Here is a 16,896-nt window from a genome sequence, read left to right on the forward strand (position 1 = left end):
CCCTTCTTCAAAGCGGTTCTCGGAGAAATTTCCTGTTAGAAGCGGTCGAGCCCTTCTTCCTTGAGCTGAGCCATTTCGTCGAGATTCACATGACGGTTTCTGCGGCGAAGGCGGAAGCGGCGGCGCTGGCCGTCCTGGGCAGGAGGCTCAAGATCGATCGGTTCGCCGCGCGAGGGCGAGAGGGCGCCGTATTCAGGCGTTTCGCCCACGAGGAACTTCCCTTCGTAGTCCCTGAGCACCTTGGCGACGAGGCCCGAGAGTGCCAGGAGCGCAATCACGTTCGGAATCACCATGATGCCGTTGAAGAAGTCGGCAAGCTCCCAGACGAGGCCCACATGGAGGAAGGAGCCGAGCATGAGGAAGCAGAGCACGAGCACGCGGTAGCTCGGCACCCAGCGAAGACCGAGGAGGTACTTGACGTTCTGTTCGCCGAAGAAGTACCAGCCGACAATCGTCGTGAAAGCGAAGAAGAAGAGGCAGACCGCAACGAAGCCCGGACCGATCGCGCCGAGGCCGTCCGTGAAGGCCTTCTGCGTGAGGGCGATGCCCGTGGTCGACCCGTCGACCGAACCCGTGACGAGAATGACGAGCGCGGTCATGTTGAGGACGATGAAGGTGTCGAAGAAGAGGCCGACGTAGGCGACGAGGCCCTGCTGGCAGGGATGCTGCACGCGGGCGAGCGCATGCGCATGCGGGGTCGAGCCCATGCCGGCTTCGTTCGAGAAGAGGCCGCGGGCAACGCCGTAGCGGATCGCTTCCTTGATGCTCGCGCCGATGATGCCGCCCGTCGCGGCAGTCGGGTCAAAGGCGCCCACCAAGATCGACTTGAAGGCCGGGATGATCATGTCCCAGTTGGCGAAGATGATGGTGAGCGAACCCACGATGTAGACGACCGCCATCAGGGGAACCATCTTCTCTGCGAAGCTCGCAATGCGGCGCACGCCGCCGATGAAGATGAAGCCCGCGATCGCGAAGACGAAGATGCCCGTCGCCCACTGGGGTACCGAGAAGGCCGTGTAGACGCTGTCGGCGATTGAATTCGCCTGCACCATGTTGCCGATGAAGCCGAGCGCGATGATGATCGAAACGGCAAAGAAGGCAGCGAGGGGCTTGTTGTTGAGGCCGCGGCTGATGTAGAAGGCCGGGCCGCCCATGATCTGGCCGTGGGCGTCGCGGGCGCGGAAGACCTGCGCGAGCACGGCTTCGGCGAAGATCGTCGCCATGCCGAAGAAGGCGGCAAGCCACATCCAGAAGATGGCGCCCGGGCCGCCCATGGCGATCGCGGTTGCGACGCCGGCGAGGTTGCCGGTGCCCACCTGAGCGGAAATCGCCGTGGCGAGCGACTGGAAGGACGACATGCCGTCCTTGCCGGCCTTGGAGCCGAAGATCGAGAAGCCGCCGAAGACCTGGCGGAAGGCGTCGCCGAAGCGGCGGATCTGAATGAAGCGCAGCTTGATGGTGAGATAAATGCCCGTACCCACAAGGAGCGGTATCAGGCAGTACATGCCCCAGAGCAGACTATTGACGCTCTGGACAAGGGTAGTCAGGTTGTCCATTTGCATTTGAAAGAAAACTCCTCAGAAACGCGGGCTCTGCCAATGAAGAAAAGTGAACGGCTCCGGTGAGGTTTCGGTCCGCTCCGGCAGGCTTGCTTTTTGTTATTGATGAATGAATCACGGCAGTTCGATTCACACCTTGGAAAGCTGTACTAAAAGATCACAGCTGATGTGCGACGCCGGAACATCATTCTATGAGGAGCGTTTGCAACAAGTTTTTACTGCCTGTCCCATGAATAGGGTAGGATAGTCTATATAGACTATTGAAAAATATGGAAATATGATATTTGGTGTTTACAGCCTTTGAAGCTTCAAAAAGGAGTTTATTGATAATCCCCGAACGAACTAGGTGAAAACACTAGTTGAGGGATTTAAGATAATCGGCTCCTCAAAAACAATCTTCTCCAGGGACTTTCTGCGCTTTATGGCTCCACGCATCATCCGTTTTCTTATCTGGGTCGCGATCATTGCATGCGGCTTCTGGATCCTCAACGCCGTCGTGAGCATGATCTGGTACGTGCTGCGTTGACCGCCGGGAAGTACATCCGGTTTTAGGGCGCCCGGAAGAGATCCGGAAGAAGCTTCGGGAGGTTTTCCGGAGCGGCCGGTTCGATGCCGCAGCGTCTTAATTTTTTGGCGGCCTTGAAAAGAAGCTTGTCGCGCGTGACGAGCGCCCGGGCTTTTGAGGCGCCTGCAAGCGTCAGAAATTTCTGATCCTCGGGGTCGCGGCATCGCACGCTGATCCCTTCCGCCGCGCGCTCAAGGCGCTCGGGAGACGCAAAGTCGGAGAATTGAGCCGTGTGCCGCAGGATCGCCTCCACCTCTTCTTCGGAAAGGCCGAACTGCTGGCGGGAAAGCACGCCCGCGAGCTCGAGGAACGCGTCCCGCGAGGCGGCGAGTCGAATTTTTCCCGCTTCAATAGCCGCCTTAAGCGGCATCGCCTTCTCATCCTTCCAGAAGAAGCACTCCATCACGATGTGCGTATCGAGCACGATATGGGGCGTCTGAAAGCCATCCCCGGGCATCGTTCGGGAAGCAAGTTCGGCTGCGGCGGCGTGAAGACGGGGAGAAATCATGGGAGGCAACAAATAAAAGAAAAACGGGACAGACCGGACTTTCCGGAAAAGTCCGACGTTCTGTCCCGATGACGCGCTTTTTCGCTTTTGGGTAAGCGCTCTCATAAAGAGCCCGCTTCCCGCGCAAGGCGCGGATTATTTGGCGAGGAGCTTCGCCACGTGGTCGCGCTCGCTTTCGAGCTCGGCGATCGACTTCTGCATGCGCGCGCGGATGAAGTCGGAGAGCTCAAGGCCCTTCACGATTTCATATTTGCCGTTCTTCGTGACGCAGGGGAAGCCGAAGACGAGGCCTTCGGGGACGCCGTAGGAGCCGTCGGACGGCACGCCCATCGTCACCCAGCGGTCGCCCGAACCCAGCACCCAGTCGCGGATGTGGTCGATCGCGGCCGAGGCGGCGGAAGCCGCCGAGCTCGCGCCGCGGGCTTCGATGATGGCCGAGCCGCGCTTCGCGACGGTCGGAATGAGCGTTTCCTCATACCAGGCGCGGTCAATGCCTTCGAGGGCCGGACGGCCGCAGATCTGGGCATGCTCAAGATCCGGCACCATCGCCGGGGAGTGGTTCCCCCAGACGGCGGGATGCACGATGTCGTTGACGGTCTTCCCGGATTTGGCGGCGATCTGAGCCATCAGGCGGTTCTGATCGAGGCGCAGCATCGAGGTGAAGTTTTCTGCCGGGAGCGACGGGGCGCTCTTCATGGCGATCCAGGCATTGGTGTTGCAGGGGTTGCCGACCACGAGCACCTTCACGTCGCGGCTCGCGGATTCGTCGAGGGCGCGGCCCTGTTCGACGAAGATCGCGGCATTGGCGTCAAGCAGGTCCGCGCGCTCCATGCCCTTCGAGCGCGGACGGGCGCCGACGAGGAGCGCGACATCCGCGTCGCGGAAAGCGGCCTTCGGGTCGCTCGAATTGACGACGCCGGCGAGGAGCGGAAAGGCGCAGTCGTCAAGCTCCATCATGACGCCCTTCACGGCCTTCTGGCTGTCGGGATTGTTGCGTTCGAGAAGCTGCAGAATGACGGGCTGATCAGCGCCGAACATCGCGCCGGAAGCAATGCGGAAAAGGAGGGAGTAGCCGATGTTGCCGGCAGGACCGGTCACGGCAACGCGGATGGGAGTCTTCATGAGAGTTCTCTCTTTTTAATCAATGTCCGAGGTCGGGACTTTTGAGTACCCGATAAAAAATTTGGCGAGAAGTCTAGCAAAGCGCGCATGAGAAAAAACAATGAAACGCCAGGGGAGAGCGCCCGAAAAGGACCTTCTTATGCGCTTCATAGGAGGAAGACTCTCGGATTTGCATTTTTCTATGGCCGGACGAAGCTCCTCAAACACAATATGTTGCGGAAAACCGCTCCATCTACCTCGATTGGTCGATGACGAACAAACGGAAGGTTTGCTAGTCTTCCCTTCATTCGGGATCAGGGACCCGGGCGCGCCTCTCGAACCTCTCGAGGGGCTCCCGAATCTCCGCATCCTTTCCCAAATATTTGGAGATTCAATAAAATAAAAGAACCTCAATTCTTCCCACTATAGTGAGCCGGAAGAGCGTTCCTTTCGAGGGCGACCTCTTGGGCGAGGAGGCCCATAGATGATCGGCCGAACTCTGGGGCGCCCCGGCTTGCGTTTCGGCTGGGGGTTTACTTCCTGTGCCTTCGTCTGTTCCGGTTTTTTGCGCGGCCGGCCGCGTTTTTTTCGGATCCGGCGCTTTGTCTTTGCCGGGCAAGGCGAGCTCCAAAGCCGCCAGCAGCTCTCCATCGCACTTCAGCAGACGATTCCAGTATTCGTCATCAACCTGCGGCAGGCTCTCCCGCGGCGCCTTGCGATTGCGCCAGCACGTTCTGAGCGAGTCCATGACATCCCCGAATGTTGCATTGTCGAGTACTCCTGCCTTCGACATGCGCTTCACAATGCGGGATGTCAGGATGGAGGCAATGAGGTCTACGAATTCGGATCCGCGGACGGAGTAGTCGGACTGGACCCGGGTTACGCCGAAATCAAGGCTGTTCTTGTAAACATCGAAGAACATCTCAAGCTGCCAGCGCTGTTCGTAGCATGCGTAGACCTCAGCGCACGTCATGTCGAGATCCGACTCAAAGACGATTGTTCCATACGAACCGCAATGCTCATCGTAGTTCTTCTTGTCGTATGAATCGCTCCTGCGCTGGCGGTCCATGAAGGAGTTGTCTTCCGCCTGAGCCTTCCACGAATCCCTGAAGGAGTAGAGGAAGCGCCCGTTTCCCATCTTTACCTTTTTGCAGCGGATGCGCTTATCAATGCCGCGCAGACAATCCTCGAAATCGAGCATGGCGTTCTCTGCAATCTTCTTGTCCGAGCGCTTCAGCGGCGTGAGGAAATGAAGCCCTTCATGCTTTCGGAGCAGGCCTTCAATTGCCTTGGGAGGGAATCCCTTGTCCGTGATCAGGACGCCTCGTTCGATTTTGTTTTCCGAAACGAATGAGCTGTAGGCGCGGGCGTCGATCATATTGCCCGGATAGACCTGTGCGCACAAGGGTTCCTGTGCTTCAAGGTCATAGGCGTAGAGGACGGAAATCTCTTTGCAGCCCTTGACGCGAGCCTTTCTTGAGAAGGCAGACAAATCATTGACGATGCTTGTGTTCTGCTTGAGCGTTCCATCAATGATGATGTGGTGATCCCTGCAGACGGCGGCGAGCCGGGCAGTGATGAAGGCATTCATCTTGCCGGCGTCCTGGCCGAGCAGGTTCAGGAACTTGCTGATGGTGTTCTCAGAGAGAGGCAGTCCGGGGTAGAAAACCGAGATGAAGGACTTTTCGTAATGCTGACGGCATCGGGAGATCTTGATGCCCTTGTGCTCAATGCGGAGCAAGGCGAGCGCAAGAATCATGCAGGCGTCCTTGACTTCGTAGACCTTGAAGAGCTCATCGTCGAGCCCTCGAAGTTCGTCGTGAAGCAGTGCCGCGGCCCCGTAAGAGAGATAGTCGGGACCGTCTTCTGCAAGACTCGCCGCGGACTGGCGAGGCACAAACTTGCCGTCAATGATGTGCCCAATGACCGGCCCGTTCACCGGGCGCGGGTTGCAGCCGGGCTTGCATATGGAAGCCCGACGACTGTGAACCGCATAGCGCTTGGCGCCATTGCTGCCGCTGTCGATGACAACGGTATTGCGCGGTCTCGGAACCTTGCGGATGTGCTCTGGAACGGCCATGAAAATATCCTTGATAATATCATATATTATAGTTCTAATCACTATAGAAATCAATGTTCTCGGATTAATTGTCAAGGTCAAAAAGCAGTCCCAGGCCGGATTTCGGACATGAAAAAAGCCCCAGAAATGAGGGAAACTCATCTGAGGCTTGCACGAAATTTCAATTTGTTGATTTTTAAGAATTCTTCATAGTGTGAAGATCTGAGGTTCTTTTAATAAAAATGGAAAAGAACGTCTTTCTGCGCCTTGCCGAAGAACGCTACACCACGAAGCACTACAACGGGAAGATGATTCCGCGCGAGCAGTTTGCGACCCTCTGCGAAATCCTTCGCCTCGCGCCCACGTCGGTGAATGCGCAGGCCTGGCACTTCTTTACGGCCCATACGGCTGAAGCCCGCGCGAAGCTTCTTCCGGCGCTTCCCGACTTCAACCACGACCGCGTGACGGGCGCGAGCGACGTCGTCGTCTTCACGGTGCCGACGAAGCTGACCGACGCGCACTTCGAGCGCGTTCTTGAAAAGGAAGCCGCCGACGGTCGCTTCCCCAACGATGAGATCAGGAAGCAGCAGGACCAGGGCCGCCGCTATTTTGCTGGCCTTCACATGGGTTCGGAAAAGGACCTCGTTGAGTGGGAAGCCCGCCAGGCCTACATCGGCATGGGCATCATGCTCTACGCCGCTGCCGGCATGGGCATTGACTCGACCTGCCTCGAAGGCGTCGACTTCAAGAAGGTCGACGAGATCCTCGGTCTCAGGGAAAAGGGACTCACGGCCGTCGTGCTCCTCTCGCTCGGCTACCGCAATCCCAACGACGGGAACGCCATGCGTCCGAAGTCGCGTCTCGCGACCGAAGAGATCTTCACTGAGATCAAGTGATTTCCAAGAGGAATGCGCCGATGAACCCGATGCTCGAGATTGCGCGCCGCCGCTATACGGCGAAGCACTACGATCCCGCAAAGCCCCTCTCGGACGAGGATCTCCATGATCTCCTCGAGATCATGCGCTTGGCGCCCTCGTCGGTCAACATCCAGCCCTGGCACTTCTACGTGCTCAGGTCAGAGGCGGCGATCAAGGCGCTCTCGCCCGCCGTGAAGGACTTTAATGTCGAGCGCATCCGCAATGCGAGCGCGGTCATCATCATCGCGCTCGAGCGCGATCTCGTCGGGCGGGTGGAGAAGCTCAACCGCCAGGAAACGCTTGACGGGCGCTTTGATGAGGCGACGATCGCGAGCGGCTTCGACAAAGTGGTGAAGCGCGTCCGCGGCGAAGCCGTGAATGCCTACTGCGCCGGACCCGACAAGGGCGAAATCTGGGCGCGCGAACAGATCGGCATCGCGCTCGGCTTCCTTCTCTTTGCCGCGGGCGGCATGGGCGTGGATGCGACGACGCTGGGCGGCCTCTGGTTCGACAAGGTCGATGAAATCCTTGAGCTTGAGAAGGTCGGGCGGCATGCCGTCATCGGCATTGCGCTCGGACACCATTCAGCCGACGACGCGAATGCGTCGCGTCCGAAGTCGCGCTTTCCTTTTGAAGAGGTCGCAACAATTCTCTAACGAATCTCTCGGCGCGCAATTAAGCGAGGCTGCCGCGGCGGGTTGCTAAACTCTCTGCCCGGCAGCCTTTTTGTTCCCGAGAATTTCATCATGCTCCGCACTCTTCGATTCCCCACGCTTTCTGCCCTTGCGCTCATTTCCTGCAGCCTCATCGCTTCGGGGGCGGCCAACGCCGCGGAACTCTCGGAAGAGGAGCTTGAGGCGCGCGCGGAGAAGGCTCAGACGGTGCTTAACGACACCGCTTTCTATGACCGCTGGAATGCGAAGGGCGCCATTGATTCGCCTGCTACCGCCGAGAAGGTGAAGGATGCTGCGGATAAGGAATTGAGCCGCGTCGAGCGCGCCATGAAGGACGTGCAGGCGGCGTGCACGGAAAAATTCCTCGTCAATAAATGCATCGACGATGCAAGGCGCCTCTCCTTTTCGCGCGAGCGCGAAATCCGCCGCGTGATTGTCGCGGCCGACGAAGTGATCCGCGCCGAGCGCGTGAGAAAGATGGAGGAGAACCGCGCCAAAAATGCCGCTGCGAAGCGCGAGCCGCCGATGAAGATCACCCCGAAGGAAGTGAAGACCGATCGGCCCGAACCCATTCGCATTGCGCCTAAAAAACCTTCCGAGCCGTCCTTTCCCATGAAGCTTGACGGCGCGGATGGACGAAAAGCGTCGGAACCCGTCGACCTGAAGCCGAAGGAGGTGAAGGCGCCGTCGGAGCCCGCCGGCATTCAGCCTAAGGAAGTGAAGGAGGCTTCGCTCCCGGCGCTGATTCCGGGATCTAAGGTCGAAGTGCCGTCTGATGCCACGAGAAAGGACCTTGAGGATGCGAACGAGGCCTGGTACGCCGAAAAGCAGGCGCAGGCCGCTCAACGCCAGCGCGAGGCCGAGGAGCGCGCCGAGAAGCGCAGAAAGGACCGCGAGGCCAAGCAGCAGCAGTTCGAGAAGAGCCTCGAGGAGCGATCCGAAGCGCAGAAGCGCTATGAAGACCGGCAGAAGGAAAAGTCGAGCGGTCTTGCCAAGTACTTCTGAGAAAGCGGGTCAGTGAAACATGCGCAGAAATTTCCCTTCGCTTTTTGATTCGGGAAAGCCCCTTTCCGAGCGCGTAGCGCTCGCCTTTGCTGAGGACGGTCCCCTCGCGCGCGCAACGCCGGGGTTCCGTCCCCGGCAGAGCCAGATTGAATTTGCGCTCGCGGTCGCCGAGGCGCTCGAAGGCAAGGAAACGCTTCTCGCCGAGGCCGGCACCGGCACGGGCAAAAGCTTCGCCTATCTGATTCCGGCGATCCTTTCGGGCTCTGTCGTCGTGATTTCCACGGCCGGGAAGCCCCTCCAGGATCAGCTCTTTCAGAAGGACATCCCGGCGCTTTCGGCCGCCTTCGGCGTCAACATTCCGACAGCGGTGCTCAAGGGCCGCGCCAACTACATCTGTCCCTATCGTCTCGAGCGCACGGAAGAGGAGGGGCTCCTCCCGCAGCGGGACAGCTACCGGAAGCTTCGCGAAATCAAGCGCTTTGCCGCCGTTTCGCCGACGGGCGACCGCTCGGAACTCCCGACGGTGCCCGAAGACGACCCCTTGTGGCCTCTGGTGACGAGCACGCGCGAAAACTGCCTTGGGAAAGACAAATGCACGCACTGGGAGGACTGCTTCGTGCGCGCCGCGCGCGAAAAAGCGCTCCGGAGCCAGATCGTGGTCGTGAACCACCATCTCTATTTGTCGTCCCTTGCGCTCAAGTCGAGCGCGGGCGGCCAGATCGACGGGATGCTTCCGTCCGCGAACCTCACGGTCTTTGATGAAGCGCATCAATTGCCGGGCATTGCCACGGACTTTTTCGGCACGTTTTTCAGCACCTGGCAGATTGAGCAGATCTCAGACGAATCGCGCTATCTCGGCATCAACCATGCGCGCGACGGCGCGGACTGGGACAAGCTCTCGCACGATGCGAGGAAAGCCGTCTACGACCTCAGAATTGAAGCCAATGCCATCGGACTCAAGGAGGGCGACAGAAAGGCCGTGAAGACCATTGAGCGCTTCGGCGAACTCGAGCAGCCTTTTGCTCAGGTGCTCCGAACGTTCGGCGCGCTCGTGCGCGCGCTCGAAGCCAATAAGGGGCGGCATGACGAATTGGATGCGCTTTTAAGCTATGCGGGAGAGGTCGACCGTGAAATGGCCGGCTGGGAATCGATCATCCGAAAGCTCGCCCACGGGGATGAGGCGGCTGACGACGAGACGGCGGGCGAGGCATCCTCTTCTGAGTCAGCAGCTCCGGGCGTCGAAAAGACGGACGAATTCGCATTGAAGAAGCAGGAATCCTCTGTGCAGTGGATTTCGGTTTCGGCAACGGGCCTGCGGTTCAACAATACGCCCCTTTCCTTTGCCGGGGAATTCCGCGAAATGCGCGAGGCCGAGGGCGGCGCGTGGGTCTTTACTTCAGCCACGCTTTCGGCCGCGGGAGACTTCTCGCACTTTTGTGCGGAAACCGGCATTGATTCGCCCAGGGCCCTCACCTGGGAGAGCCCCTTCAACTACTGGGAGCAGGGGTGCTTTTACCTCCCGAAGCTTCCGGCTCCCGTCAATACGGTCGAGCACGCCTCGCGGGTCGTTGAGGCCGCGTGGCCGCTCGTTCTCGCGGCGGGCGGGAAAACCTTCTTCCTCTGCACGTCGCTCGCGGCCGTTACGCGAATGGCCGAGGAGCTCCGCGACAAGCTCGAGACGGCGGGGAACCCCTATCCGCTTCTCGTTCAGGGCGAAATGCCCAAGGCCGCGCTCGTCGCAGAATTCCGCCGGCACGGAAACGCCATCCTCGTGGGGTCCATGAGCTTCTGGGAAGGCGTTGACGTACGGGGCGATGCGCTCTCTCTCGTCGTCATCGACAAGCTTCCCTTTGCGCCGCCGGACGACCCGATTGTTTCGGCGCGCTCGGACGCGATACGCCGCAGGGGCGGGAGTCCCTTCGGGGTCTATGCGCTTCCTGAAGCCATCATCTCCCTCAAGCAGGGCGCAGGACGGCTCATCCGTTCGGAAACCGACCGCGGCGTCTTCATGCTCTGCGACGCAAGAATTGCCGAGAAGAGCTACGGCAAGTCCGTCATGAAGAGCCTTCCGGACTTCTTCAGAACGAGAAATCTCGAGAAGGCCATTCAATTCTTTAAGGACCCGAAGCGCTGGCACGAGTCGCTCTATCAATGAGTTTTTCTCAGGCTTCGGCTTCGAAGATGCCGACGACCTCAAGGTGCATGGCGCCCGGGAACATGTCGACCGGCGTGACGGAACGAAGCCTGAGGCCGGAGGACGAAAGCACTGCCGCATCGCGCGCGAAGCTCTTCGGATTGCAGGAAATGTAGGCGAGACGCTTCGCGCCCGAGGCCTTCATGAGTTTCCCAAGCGCTTCCGCGGCGCCGCCGGCGAGGCCCTGATAAGCCGGGTCGGCGATGACGAGGGTCGGAGCGAAGGCCTTTACGTCCTCGCGTTCGAGCGCCTTCTCAACGGGGAGCGCGAGAAACTCCGCGTTCCCGAGATGATTGGCGCGGGCATTCGTGCGGGCGCATTCAATCGAGTGGGGAACGCGCTCAATGCCGAGTGCTTTTCGGGCCCGCCGTGCGGCGAGAAGCGTCAGGGTGCCGACGCCGCAGTAGAGGTCGAGCACCCGGTCGCCTTCGGCAATTCCGAGCTGGTCGAGCGCAAGGCTGTAGAGCACCGGCGTCTGCGGGGTATTCACCTGCAGGAAGGTTTCGGCGCCGAGCGAAAAGGCAAGGCCGAGAAGATTCGCTTCAATGCCGGATTTTCCAAGGAGCACGCGGGTTGAGCCGGGCGCAAAGGAGAGGACGGCGCTCCCCGGCGCTTCATGGAGGTTGAGGAGCAGCGCGGCGAGTCCGATGGGCGCGAGCGCGTCGATGAGCCTCTTTTCAAGCGCAGCGAAATCAGCCGCAAGCCTTCTCACCACGAGCACGGCCATCCGTTCTCCCGTTCCCGGGGCTTCGCGCAGAATCAGGGTTCTCAAAATCCCTTCGTCCGTGCGTTCGCTCCAGGGGGCGAATGCGGGATCGGTAAGAAATGGCGCTAGCGTCCGGGCGGCATCTTCCATCCACTTCGGCGTCTGGGGGCACCCTTCCGCAGGCACAAGCTCCTGCGAGCGCGCGCGGTAGTAGCCGAAGTGCGGGATGCCGTCGAGAATGCCCGGATAAAGCACGGCTTTGTTGCGAAAGCCTCTGAGCTTTTCCTCGGGGAGGCCGACCGCGGCTTCGACGACGGAGGCGTTTTCAGCGTCCAGAAGTCCCTGAGCGCGCAGCGGCTCCACGACGAGAAGATCGCGCTTGAGTTCGAGCTCCTTTGAGTAATTGAGCCGCGCCATGGGGCATCCGCCGCAGTCGCCGGCGAGGGCGCAGCGGTCGTGCGCTCTATCGGGAGAGGCGGCAAGCGTTTCAAAGGATTCGGCGAGCCCCCGGCGGCCGCCCGGCTGCGGAGGCCGGTAGGCGAGGGTGATTTCGTCGCCCGGCCGCGCTCCCGGAACAATGACTTCGAGTCCGTCGGGCAGGCGAATAAGGCCGGCGCCGCCCGCATCCATGCCGGTCACGCGGATCGGACCGGCAGAAAGCAATGGCGCGGCAGCCTTCGAACAATTCCTTGCGCCTTTCTTCACGGGAGAACCATGAGCGGAAGGCAGTAGATGACGGCTTCAGCAGCGATGACGGCGGCAACGACGCCGCCCAGGTACTTCAGAAGCCCCCGGCCGGCATCCTCAAGGAAAACGCGGCGCTCCTCGAAATGGAGCTTAGAGGCGAGTCCGCGGATGTGGCGCCAGACGAGCATGATGCCGATGAGCGCAAAGAAGGCAATGAGGAGCGCGACGCAGGCGATGTTGTAGATCATCCCCGCCCACCAGGGATTGGCTCCCTGAATGAAGGTGAGCAGAACGGCGAGGACGAGCGCGATGCCGCTCCCGCCGAGCCAGACATTCCGGTGGTCGTTCCATTCCTTGGTGATGGCATTGTCGAGGCATGCGCGGCCTCCGCCGAGGTCGGAGAGCGAAAGAAGAGGCTCCGTGGAAGCGGATTTGGAGTCGGTCATCGGGAAAGGGTCTCCGTTGATTTGGGATCCCATAAGAATAGTGCTTCCGGCGGCAATTGAGCGCCGGAAGCACGGATAAGCTCGGGAACTGAAGAAAGGATCAGAGGGAGCCGAGGGCCACAACCGCCACGAAGAGCGGCGCGCAGAAGCCCGTAAGGATGCGGATCGTCGTGAGAACGGAAGGCGGCAGCATGCGCGTCGTCTGAAGTTCGCGCTGCATGGCGGGCCAGGCAATCCAGGCGGCGGCAATGGCGATGCCGAAGGAGGAGAGCGGCATGCCGACGTTCGAGGTGACGTAGTCGAGGAGGTCGAAAATGTTCTTGCCGAAGAACTTCACGTCGGCCCAGGGTCCGAAGGACATGTTGGCGGCAAAGCCCACGAGGGCGCAGCCCGCAAGGGTCGCAAGGATCGCCGTGCGGCGCGTGAGGCGGCATTCCTGAACGAGGAGCGTCGCGCAGGCTTCGAGCATCGAGACCGATGAGGTGAGCGCCGCGACCGTCAGGCAGGCGTAGAAGGCGATTGCGAAGCCGTGGCCGAAGGGCATCTGCGCGAAGACCGCAGGCATCGTCACGAAGGTGAGGCCGGGGCCCGCAGCCGGATCGAGATTGAAGGCGAAGACGGCAGGCATCACCATGAGGCCGCCGAGAATGGCCGCCATGATGGCGAGGAACGCCACCCAGCCCACGGAAGAGGGCAGATCCGCCTTGGGGTTGAGGTAGGAGCCGTAGGTGATCATCGTCCCGGCGCCCAGGGAGAGCGAGAAGAAGCAGAAGCCCATGGCGTTGAAGAGCGCGCTTCCGTTGAAGTCTTCCCAGCGGGGCGTGAAGAGGAATTCGACGCCCTTCCAGCCGCCCGGGAGCGTGACGCCGCGGACGATCAGGATGAGCATCAGGATGAAGAGCGCGGGCATCAGGATCTTCGCGACCTTTTCAATGCCCTTTTCGATGCCGTTCATCACGACGTAGGCCGTGACGGCAAGGAAGAGGAGCAGGTACCCGTAGGAGTCGAAGGCGTTCGAGACAAAGCCCCCGAAATATTCGCCGAGCTTCGCGGTATCCGTGATGAGGCCGTTTCCGAGCACGGCGTCCCAGAGGTACTTGAGGCACCAGCCGCCGACCGCGGAATAAAACGAGAGAATCAGAAAGACGGTGAAGACGCCGATGCCGCCGAAAATGCCCCAGGGCTTCCCGGCCACGCGGTTCAGGCTTCCCACGGCGCCCTGACGGCCCGCGCGCCCCATCGCGAATTCAGCAATGAGGAGCGACACGCCGATCGTGAGCGTGAAGAAAATGAAGGGCAGCATGAAGACGGCGCCGCCGTTCGTTCCTGCCATGTAGGGGAATTTCCAGATGGCGCCGAGACCCACAGCGGATCCGGCGGAGGCGAGGATGAAACCGAGGCGGGAGCCCCAGCCGCCGGTTGTCATGTTCTGCGACATGATGTGTTCTTCTTGATAGTTGAAAAAATGCGAGGGGCAGTACGGGTTGCCTGCCGGTTTAATGCGTGTGAGCTTGGAATCTTAGCAAGCTGAAGCTGACGAGCGCCTTTGGGATTAAGACTTAAGGCATCTTCCCGTCCGTGATTTAAAAAAGACCGATGCCCTTGGCCGCCACAACCAGAATGAGGAGCGGCGCCAGAATGCCGGCAAAGAGCCGGAAGGCGCGAAGCGCCCAGGGACGCCAGGCGGCGTTCATGGAAAGTTCGGCTTCCGTCGTTTTCCAGGAAACGAAGCACGCAACGAATGCAATTCCCATGCAGCCGATCGGCATGCCGATGTTGGAAGTAACGTAGTCGAGGAGATCGAACGCCGTTTTCCCGAAGATCTTTACGTCTGAGAGCGGTCCGAAGGAGAGCGCGCAGACGATGCCGATGAGTCCGAGAACGGTGGAAACGAGGAGAATGGACGTGCGGCGCTTCAGGTCATGGCGGTCGACGAAGTGCTGCGACGTCATCTCCAGAATCGAGATGGCGGAGGTGAGCGCTGCGACGAAGAGGCAGAGGAAGAACGCGACGGCAAACAGATCGCCGAAAGGCATTCTTCCAAAGACGGCGGGCATCGTCGCAAAGGTGAGGCCCGGACCGGCATCCGGCGAAAGTCCGAAGGCGAAAACGGCCGGCATGATCATGAGGCCGCCGAGGATGGAGGCCATCACGGCGAGACAGACGATCCAGGCCGTCGAGGGACCGATGCTCACCTTGTCGGAGAGGTAGCTCCCGTAATTCATCATGGAGCCCGAACCCACGGAGAGCGAGAAGAAGGCAAAGCCCATGGCGTTCAGGAGCGCCTCGCCCGTGAAGGCTTCCGGGTCGGGCTTGAAGAGGAATTTGACGCCTTCCATCGCGCCAGGGAGCATGAGCCCGCGGATGATGAGAACGAGCATCAGGATGAAAAGGAGCGGCATGAGGATCTTCCCCACGCGCTCGATTCCTTTTTCCACGCCCGCGAGAACAACGGCAGCGGTAGCGGAAAGAAAGAGCACGTGGCTTCCGACCGACTGAATCGGGTCGGCCGCAAACGCTTCAAACGCGCCGCGCATGACCGTGGGGTCCGTGACCGCCGCGCGCCCGAGGAGCGCCTCAATCAGATAGTGGACGCACCAGCCGCCCACCACGGAATAAAACCCGAGCACCAGAGCGCCGGTTGCCACCGAAATAAGGCCGATGATGCTCCAGCGGCTGCCGCCGAGTTTTCTGAAGGCCGTGCCTGCGCCGCCCCTTGCGTGCCGCCCCATGCACATTTCGGCCATGAGGAGCGCGAGACCGATCGTGAGCGAAAAGGCAATGGTGGGGAGCATGAAGATGGAGCCCCCGTTCGTGCCCGCCATGTACGGGAACTTCCAGATGGCTCCGAGACCGACCGCGGAACCCGCCGATGCGAGGATGAATCCGACCCTGGAGGTCCAGGCGGAACGATTCATTTCCTGAGACATTGAAAAATTCCCGAAAAACAAAGAATTTTTCGATTGTAACGATATTTTTGCCTGCCTAGGGAGACTGAAGGAAAACCCGGATTCCGCTGCCGCTCAATGAAAACGGGCGGCTCCAGAAAGGAGAGCCGCCCGTTGGAAACGGAAAAAGAAAGCCGCGTTTCTGTTTACATCAGGCCGGTGATCAGCACGGCGAGGACGAGAAGCGGGGCGAGATAGCGCATGGTGAAGCGCAGCGCCGGTAGCCACCCCGGTGCGGGAGCGCCGCCCGCGAGATCCGCCTCAACTCGGCTCCAGCAGCGGAAGCCCGCGAGGAAGAGAATGACGAGACCGCCGATCGGAAGCGAAAGGTTGCTCGTAAAGAAGTCGAAGATGTCGAAGAAGGTCTTCGTGCCGAAGAATTTGACGTCCGACAGCACGCCGAAGGAGAGGCAGGGAAGCGCCCCCACGACGGCGAGCGCAATCGTGGAAAGAACGGCTGCCTTCGGGCGCGTATAGCTCTTTTCGTCCACGAGGAAGGCGACGATGATTTCAATCATCGAGACCGACGAGGTGATCGCCGCGACCGCAAGGCAGAGGTAGAAGATCACGGCGAAGATCTGCCCGCCCGGGAGCTGCGCGAAGACCGCAGGCATCGTGATGAAGGTGAGGCCCGGACCCGCCGTCGGATCAAGCCCGAAGGCGAAGACGGACGGCATGATCATGAGGCCGCCCATGAGGGACGCAATGACCGCGAGGAAGGCAATCCAGACGCAGGAGCGCACGAGGTTCGTCTTCTCGTTGAGGTAGGAGCCGTAGGTCATCATGCAGCCGCAGCCCACGCAGAGCGAGAAGAAGGTGAAGCCCATCGCCTGCAGAAGGCCCGAAAGCGTGAAGGTGTCGGGATCAAATTTGAAGAGGAATTCAACCCCGGCCCAGGCGCCGGGAAGCATGAGGCCCCTCACGATCACGACGAGCATGAGGATGAAGAGAAGCGGCATGAGGATCTTGCTCACGCGCTCAATGCCCTTCGTGACGTCGAAGGCGACGATGAGGCCGTTCAGAACAAGAAAGAGCCACTGGAACCCAAGCGCTGTTACCGGGTTGGCGGTGAATTCGGCAAAGTGAGCGCCGAGCTGCGACTGGTCCGCAATCAGCCCCTGACCCACGAGCGCTTCGCAGAAGTAGGAAAGGGTCCAGCCGCCGATCGCCGAATAGAAGGAAAGAACCAGAAAGCCCGTCACGACGCCGAGGTATCCGGCCGGGAGGAAGGCTTTGCCGGCGAGGCGCCGGTAGGTCGTGACGATGCCGCCCTTGCCGAGGCGCCCGAGCGCAATTTCCGCGATGAGGAGCGCGAGGCCGACGGTGAAGGTGAGAAGGATGTAGGGAAAGAGGAAGACGCTCCCGCCGTTCGTTCCCGCCATATACGGGAACTTCCAGATGGCGCCGAGTCCGACGGCCGCGCCCGCGCTTGCGAGCACGAAGCCGATGCGGCTTGTCCAGGTTATGCGTTCATTCGCCATGTTTAGCCTGAGCCTTATTTATTCTGCTTGAAAAATAGTGAGAAGC

Annotated in this window: 13 protein-coding genes; 4 read left to right on the forward strand and 9 right to left on the reverse strand. The window is 60.4% G+C overall.

From position 1 onward, the window contains the following. Window positions 1–35 precede the first annotated feature (35 nt). The 4 genes from FG381_RS10465 to FG381_RS10480 all read right to left on the reverse strand — a co-directional run bounded on the left by FG381_RS10465 (window position 36) and on the right by FG381_RS10480 (window position 5,813). Window positions 36–1,562: an alanine/glycine:cation symporter family protein gene (locus FG381_RS10465; RefSeq protein ID WP_139688739.1), complete on the reverse strand. Its 1,527-nt coding sequence runs from the start codon at window positions 1,560–1,562 to the stop codon at window positions 36–38. Between the two features lie 545 nt (window positions 1,563–2,107). After that, the gene (locus FG381_RS10470) at window positions 2,108–2,632 is read right to left on the reverse strand and encodes a putative toxin-antitoxin system toxin component, PIN family (protein WP_165697865.1); all 525 of its coding nucleotides are present in this window, start codon (window positions 2,630–2,632) and stop codon (window positions 2,108–2,110) included. 135 nt (window positions 2,633–2,767) lie between these two features. Beyond that, complete coding sequence (locus FG381_RS10475; RefSeq protein ID WP_139688741.1) at window positions 2,768–3,754, reverse strand: malate dehydrogenase; 987 nt, start codon at window positions 3,752–3,754, stop codon at window positions 2,768–2,770. A gap of 370 nt (window positions 3,755–4,124) precedes the next feature. Beyond that, window positions 4,125–5,813, reverse strand: a complete 1,689-nt coding sequence (locus tag FG381_RS10480) for a transposase (RefSeq protein WP_165697866.1) — start codon at window positions 5,811–5,813, stop codon at window positions 4,125–4,127. A gap of 221 nt (window positions 5,814–6,034) precedes the next feature. Here FG381_RS10480 and FG381_RS10485 point away from each other — a divergent pair, with 221 nt between their 5' ends. From FG381_RS10485 to FG381_RS10500, 4 genes are all read left to right on the forward strand, one after another. Further along, a complete protein-coding gene (locus FG381_RS10485) occupies window positions 6,035–6,688 on the forward strand; it encodes a nitroreductase family protein (RefSeq protein WP_139688743.1) in 654 nt (217 codons plus the stop codon). Beyond that, complete coding sequence (locus FG381_RS10490) at window positions 6,685–7,365, forward strand: nitroreductase family protein (RefSeq protein WP_226960298.1); 681 nt, start codon at window positions 6,685–6,687, stop codon at window positions 7,363–7,365. Before FG381_RS10485 ends, FG381_RS10490 begins: the two co-directional genes overlap by 4 nt. A gap of 90 nt (window positions 7,366–7,455) precedes the next feature. Next, window positions 7,456–8,388: a hypothetical protein gene (locus FG381_RS10495; protein ID WP_139688744.1), complete on the forward strand. Its 933-nt coding sequence runs from the start codon at window positions 7,456–7,458 to the stop codon at window positions 8,386–8,388. A gap of 19 nt (window positions 8,389–8,407) precedes the next feature. Then, complete coding sequence (locus FG381_RS10500; RefSeq protein ID WP_139688745.1) at window positions 8,408–10,543, forward strand: ATP-dependent DNA helicase; 2,136 nt, start codon at window positions 8,408–8,410, stop codon at window positions 10,541–10,543. Window positions 10,544–10,550: 7 nt separating this feature from the next. Here FG381_RS10500 and rlmD read toward each other — a convergent pair whose 3' ends face one another. The 5 genes from rlmD to FG381_RS10525 form a co-directional block, all read right to left on the reverse strand. Beyond that, window positions 10,551–11,951, reverse strand: coding sequence for a 23S rRNA (uracil(1939)-C(5))-methyltransferase RlmD (gene rlmD, locus FG381_RS10505; RefSeq protein ID WP_226960299.1), 1,401 nt, complete (start codon window positions 11,949–11,951; stop codon window positions 10,551–10,553). 38 nt (window positions 11,952–11,989) lie between these two features. Then, complete coding sequence (locus FG381_RS10510) at window positions 11,990–12,421, reverse strand: hypothetical protein (protein ID WP_139688746.1); 432 nt, start codon at window positions 12,419–12,421, stop codon at window positions 11,990–11,992. Window positions 12,422–12,521: 100 nt separating this feature from the next. Next, the gene (locus FG381_RS10515) at window positions 12,522–13,859 is read right to left on the reverse strand and encodes a sodium-dependent transporter (RefSeq protein ID WP_139688747.1); all 1,338 of its coding nucleotides are present in this window, start codon (window positions 13,857–13,859) and stop codon (window positions 12,522–12,524) included. 145 nt (window positions 13,860–14,004) lie between these two features. Beyond that, a complete protein-coding gene (locus FG381_RS10520) occupies window positions 14,005–15,351 on the reverse strand; it encodes a sodium-dependent transporter (RefSeq protein WP_139688748.1) in 1,347 nt (448 codons plus the stop codon). A gap of 164 nt (window positions 15,352–15,515) precedes the next feature. Beyond that, window positions 15,516–16,850: a sodium-dependent transporter gene (locus FG381_RS10525; protein WP_139688749.1), complete on the reverse strand. Its 1,335-nt coding sequence runs from the start codon at window positions 16,848–16,850 to the stop codon at window positions 15,516–15,518. Window positions 16,851–16,896: the final 46 nt, after the last annotated feature.

Source organism: Sutterella faecalis (genome assembly GCF_006337085.1).
GTDB lineage: Bacteria > Pseudomonadota > Gammaproteobacteria > Burkholderiales > Burkholderiaceae_F > Sutterella > Sutterella faecalis.

Excerpts from the sequence above, each read along its gene's own strand:
- FG381_RS10485 (WP_139688743.1), top strand. The coding sequence starts at position 6,035 with ATGGAAAAGAACGTCTTTCTGCGCCTTGCCGAAGAACGCTACACCACG.
- FG381_RS10510 (WP_139688746.1), bottom strand. The coding sequence starts at position 12,421 with ATGACCGACTCCAAATCCGCTTCCACGGAGCCTCTTCTTTCGCTCTCC.
- FG381_RS10465 (WP_139688739.1), bottom strand. The coding sequence starts at position 1,562 with ATGCAAATGGACAACCTGACTACCCTTGTCCAGAGCGTCAATAGTCTG.
- FG381_RS10495 (WP_139688744.1), top strand. The coding sequence starts at position 7,456 with ATGCTCCGCACTCTTCGATTCCCCACGCTTTCTGCCCTTGCGCTCATT.
- FG381_RS10475 (WP_139688741.1), bottom strand. The coding sequence starts at position 3,754 with ATGAAGACTCCCATCCGCGTTGCCGTGACCGGTCCTGCCGGCAACATC.
- FG381_RS10500 (WP_139688745.1), top strand. The coding sequence starts at position 8,408 with ATGCGCAGAAATTTCCCTTCGCTTTTTGATTCGGGAAAGCCCCTTTCC.
- FG381_RS10525 (WP_139688749.1), bottom strand. The coding sequence starts at position 16,850 with ATGGCGAATGAACGCATAACCTGGACAAGCCGCATCGGCTTCGTGCTC.
- FG381_RS10480 (WP_165697866.1), bottom strand. The coding sequence starts at position 5,813 with ATGGCCGTTCCAGAGCACATCCGCAAGGTTCCGAGACCGCGCAATACC.
- FG381_RS10520 (WP_139688748.1), bottom strand. The coding sequence starts at position 15,351 with ATGTCTCAGGAAATGAATCGTTCCGCCTGGACCTCCAGGGTCGGATTC.
- FG381_RS10515 (WP_139688747.1), bottom strand. The coding sequence starts at position 13,859 with ATGTCGCAGAACATGACAACCGGCGGCTGGGGCTCCCGCCTCGGTTTC.
- FG381_RS10470 (WP_165697865.1), bottom strand. The coding sequence starts at position 2,632 with ATGATTTCTCCCCGTCTTCACGCCGCCGCAGCCGAACTTGCTTCCCGA.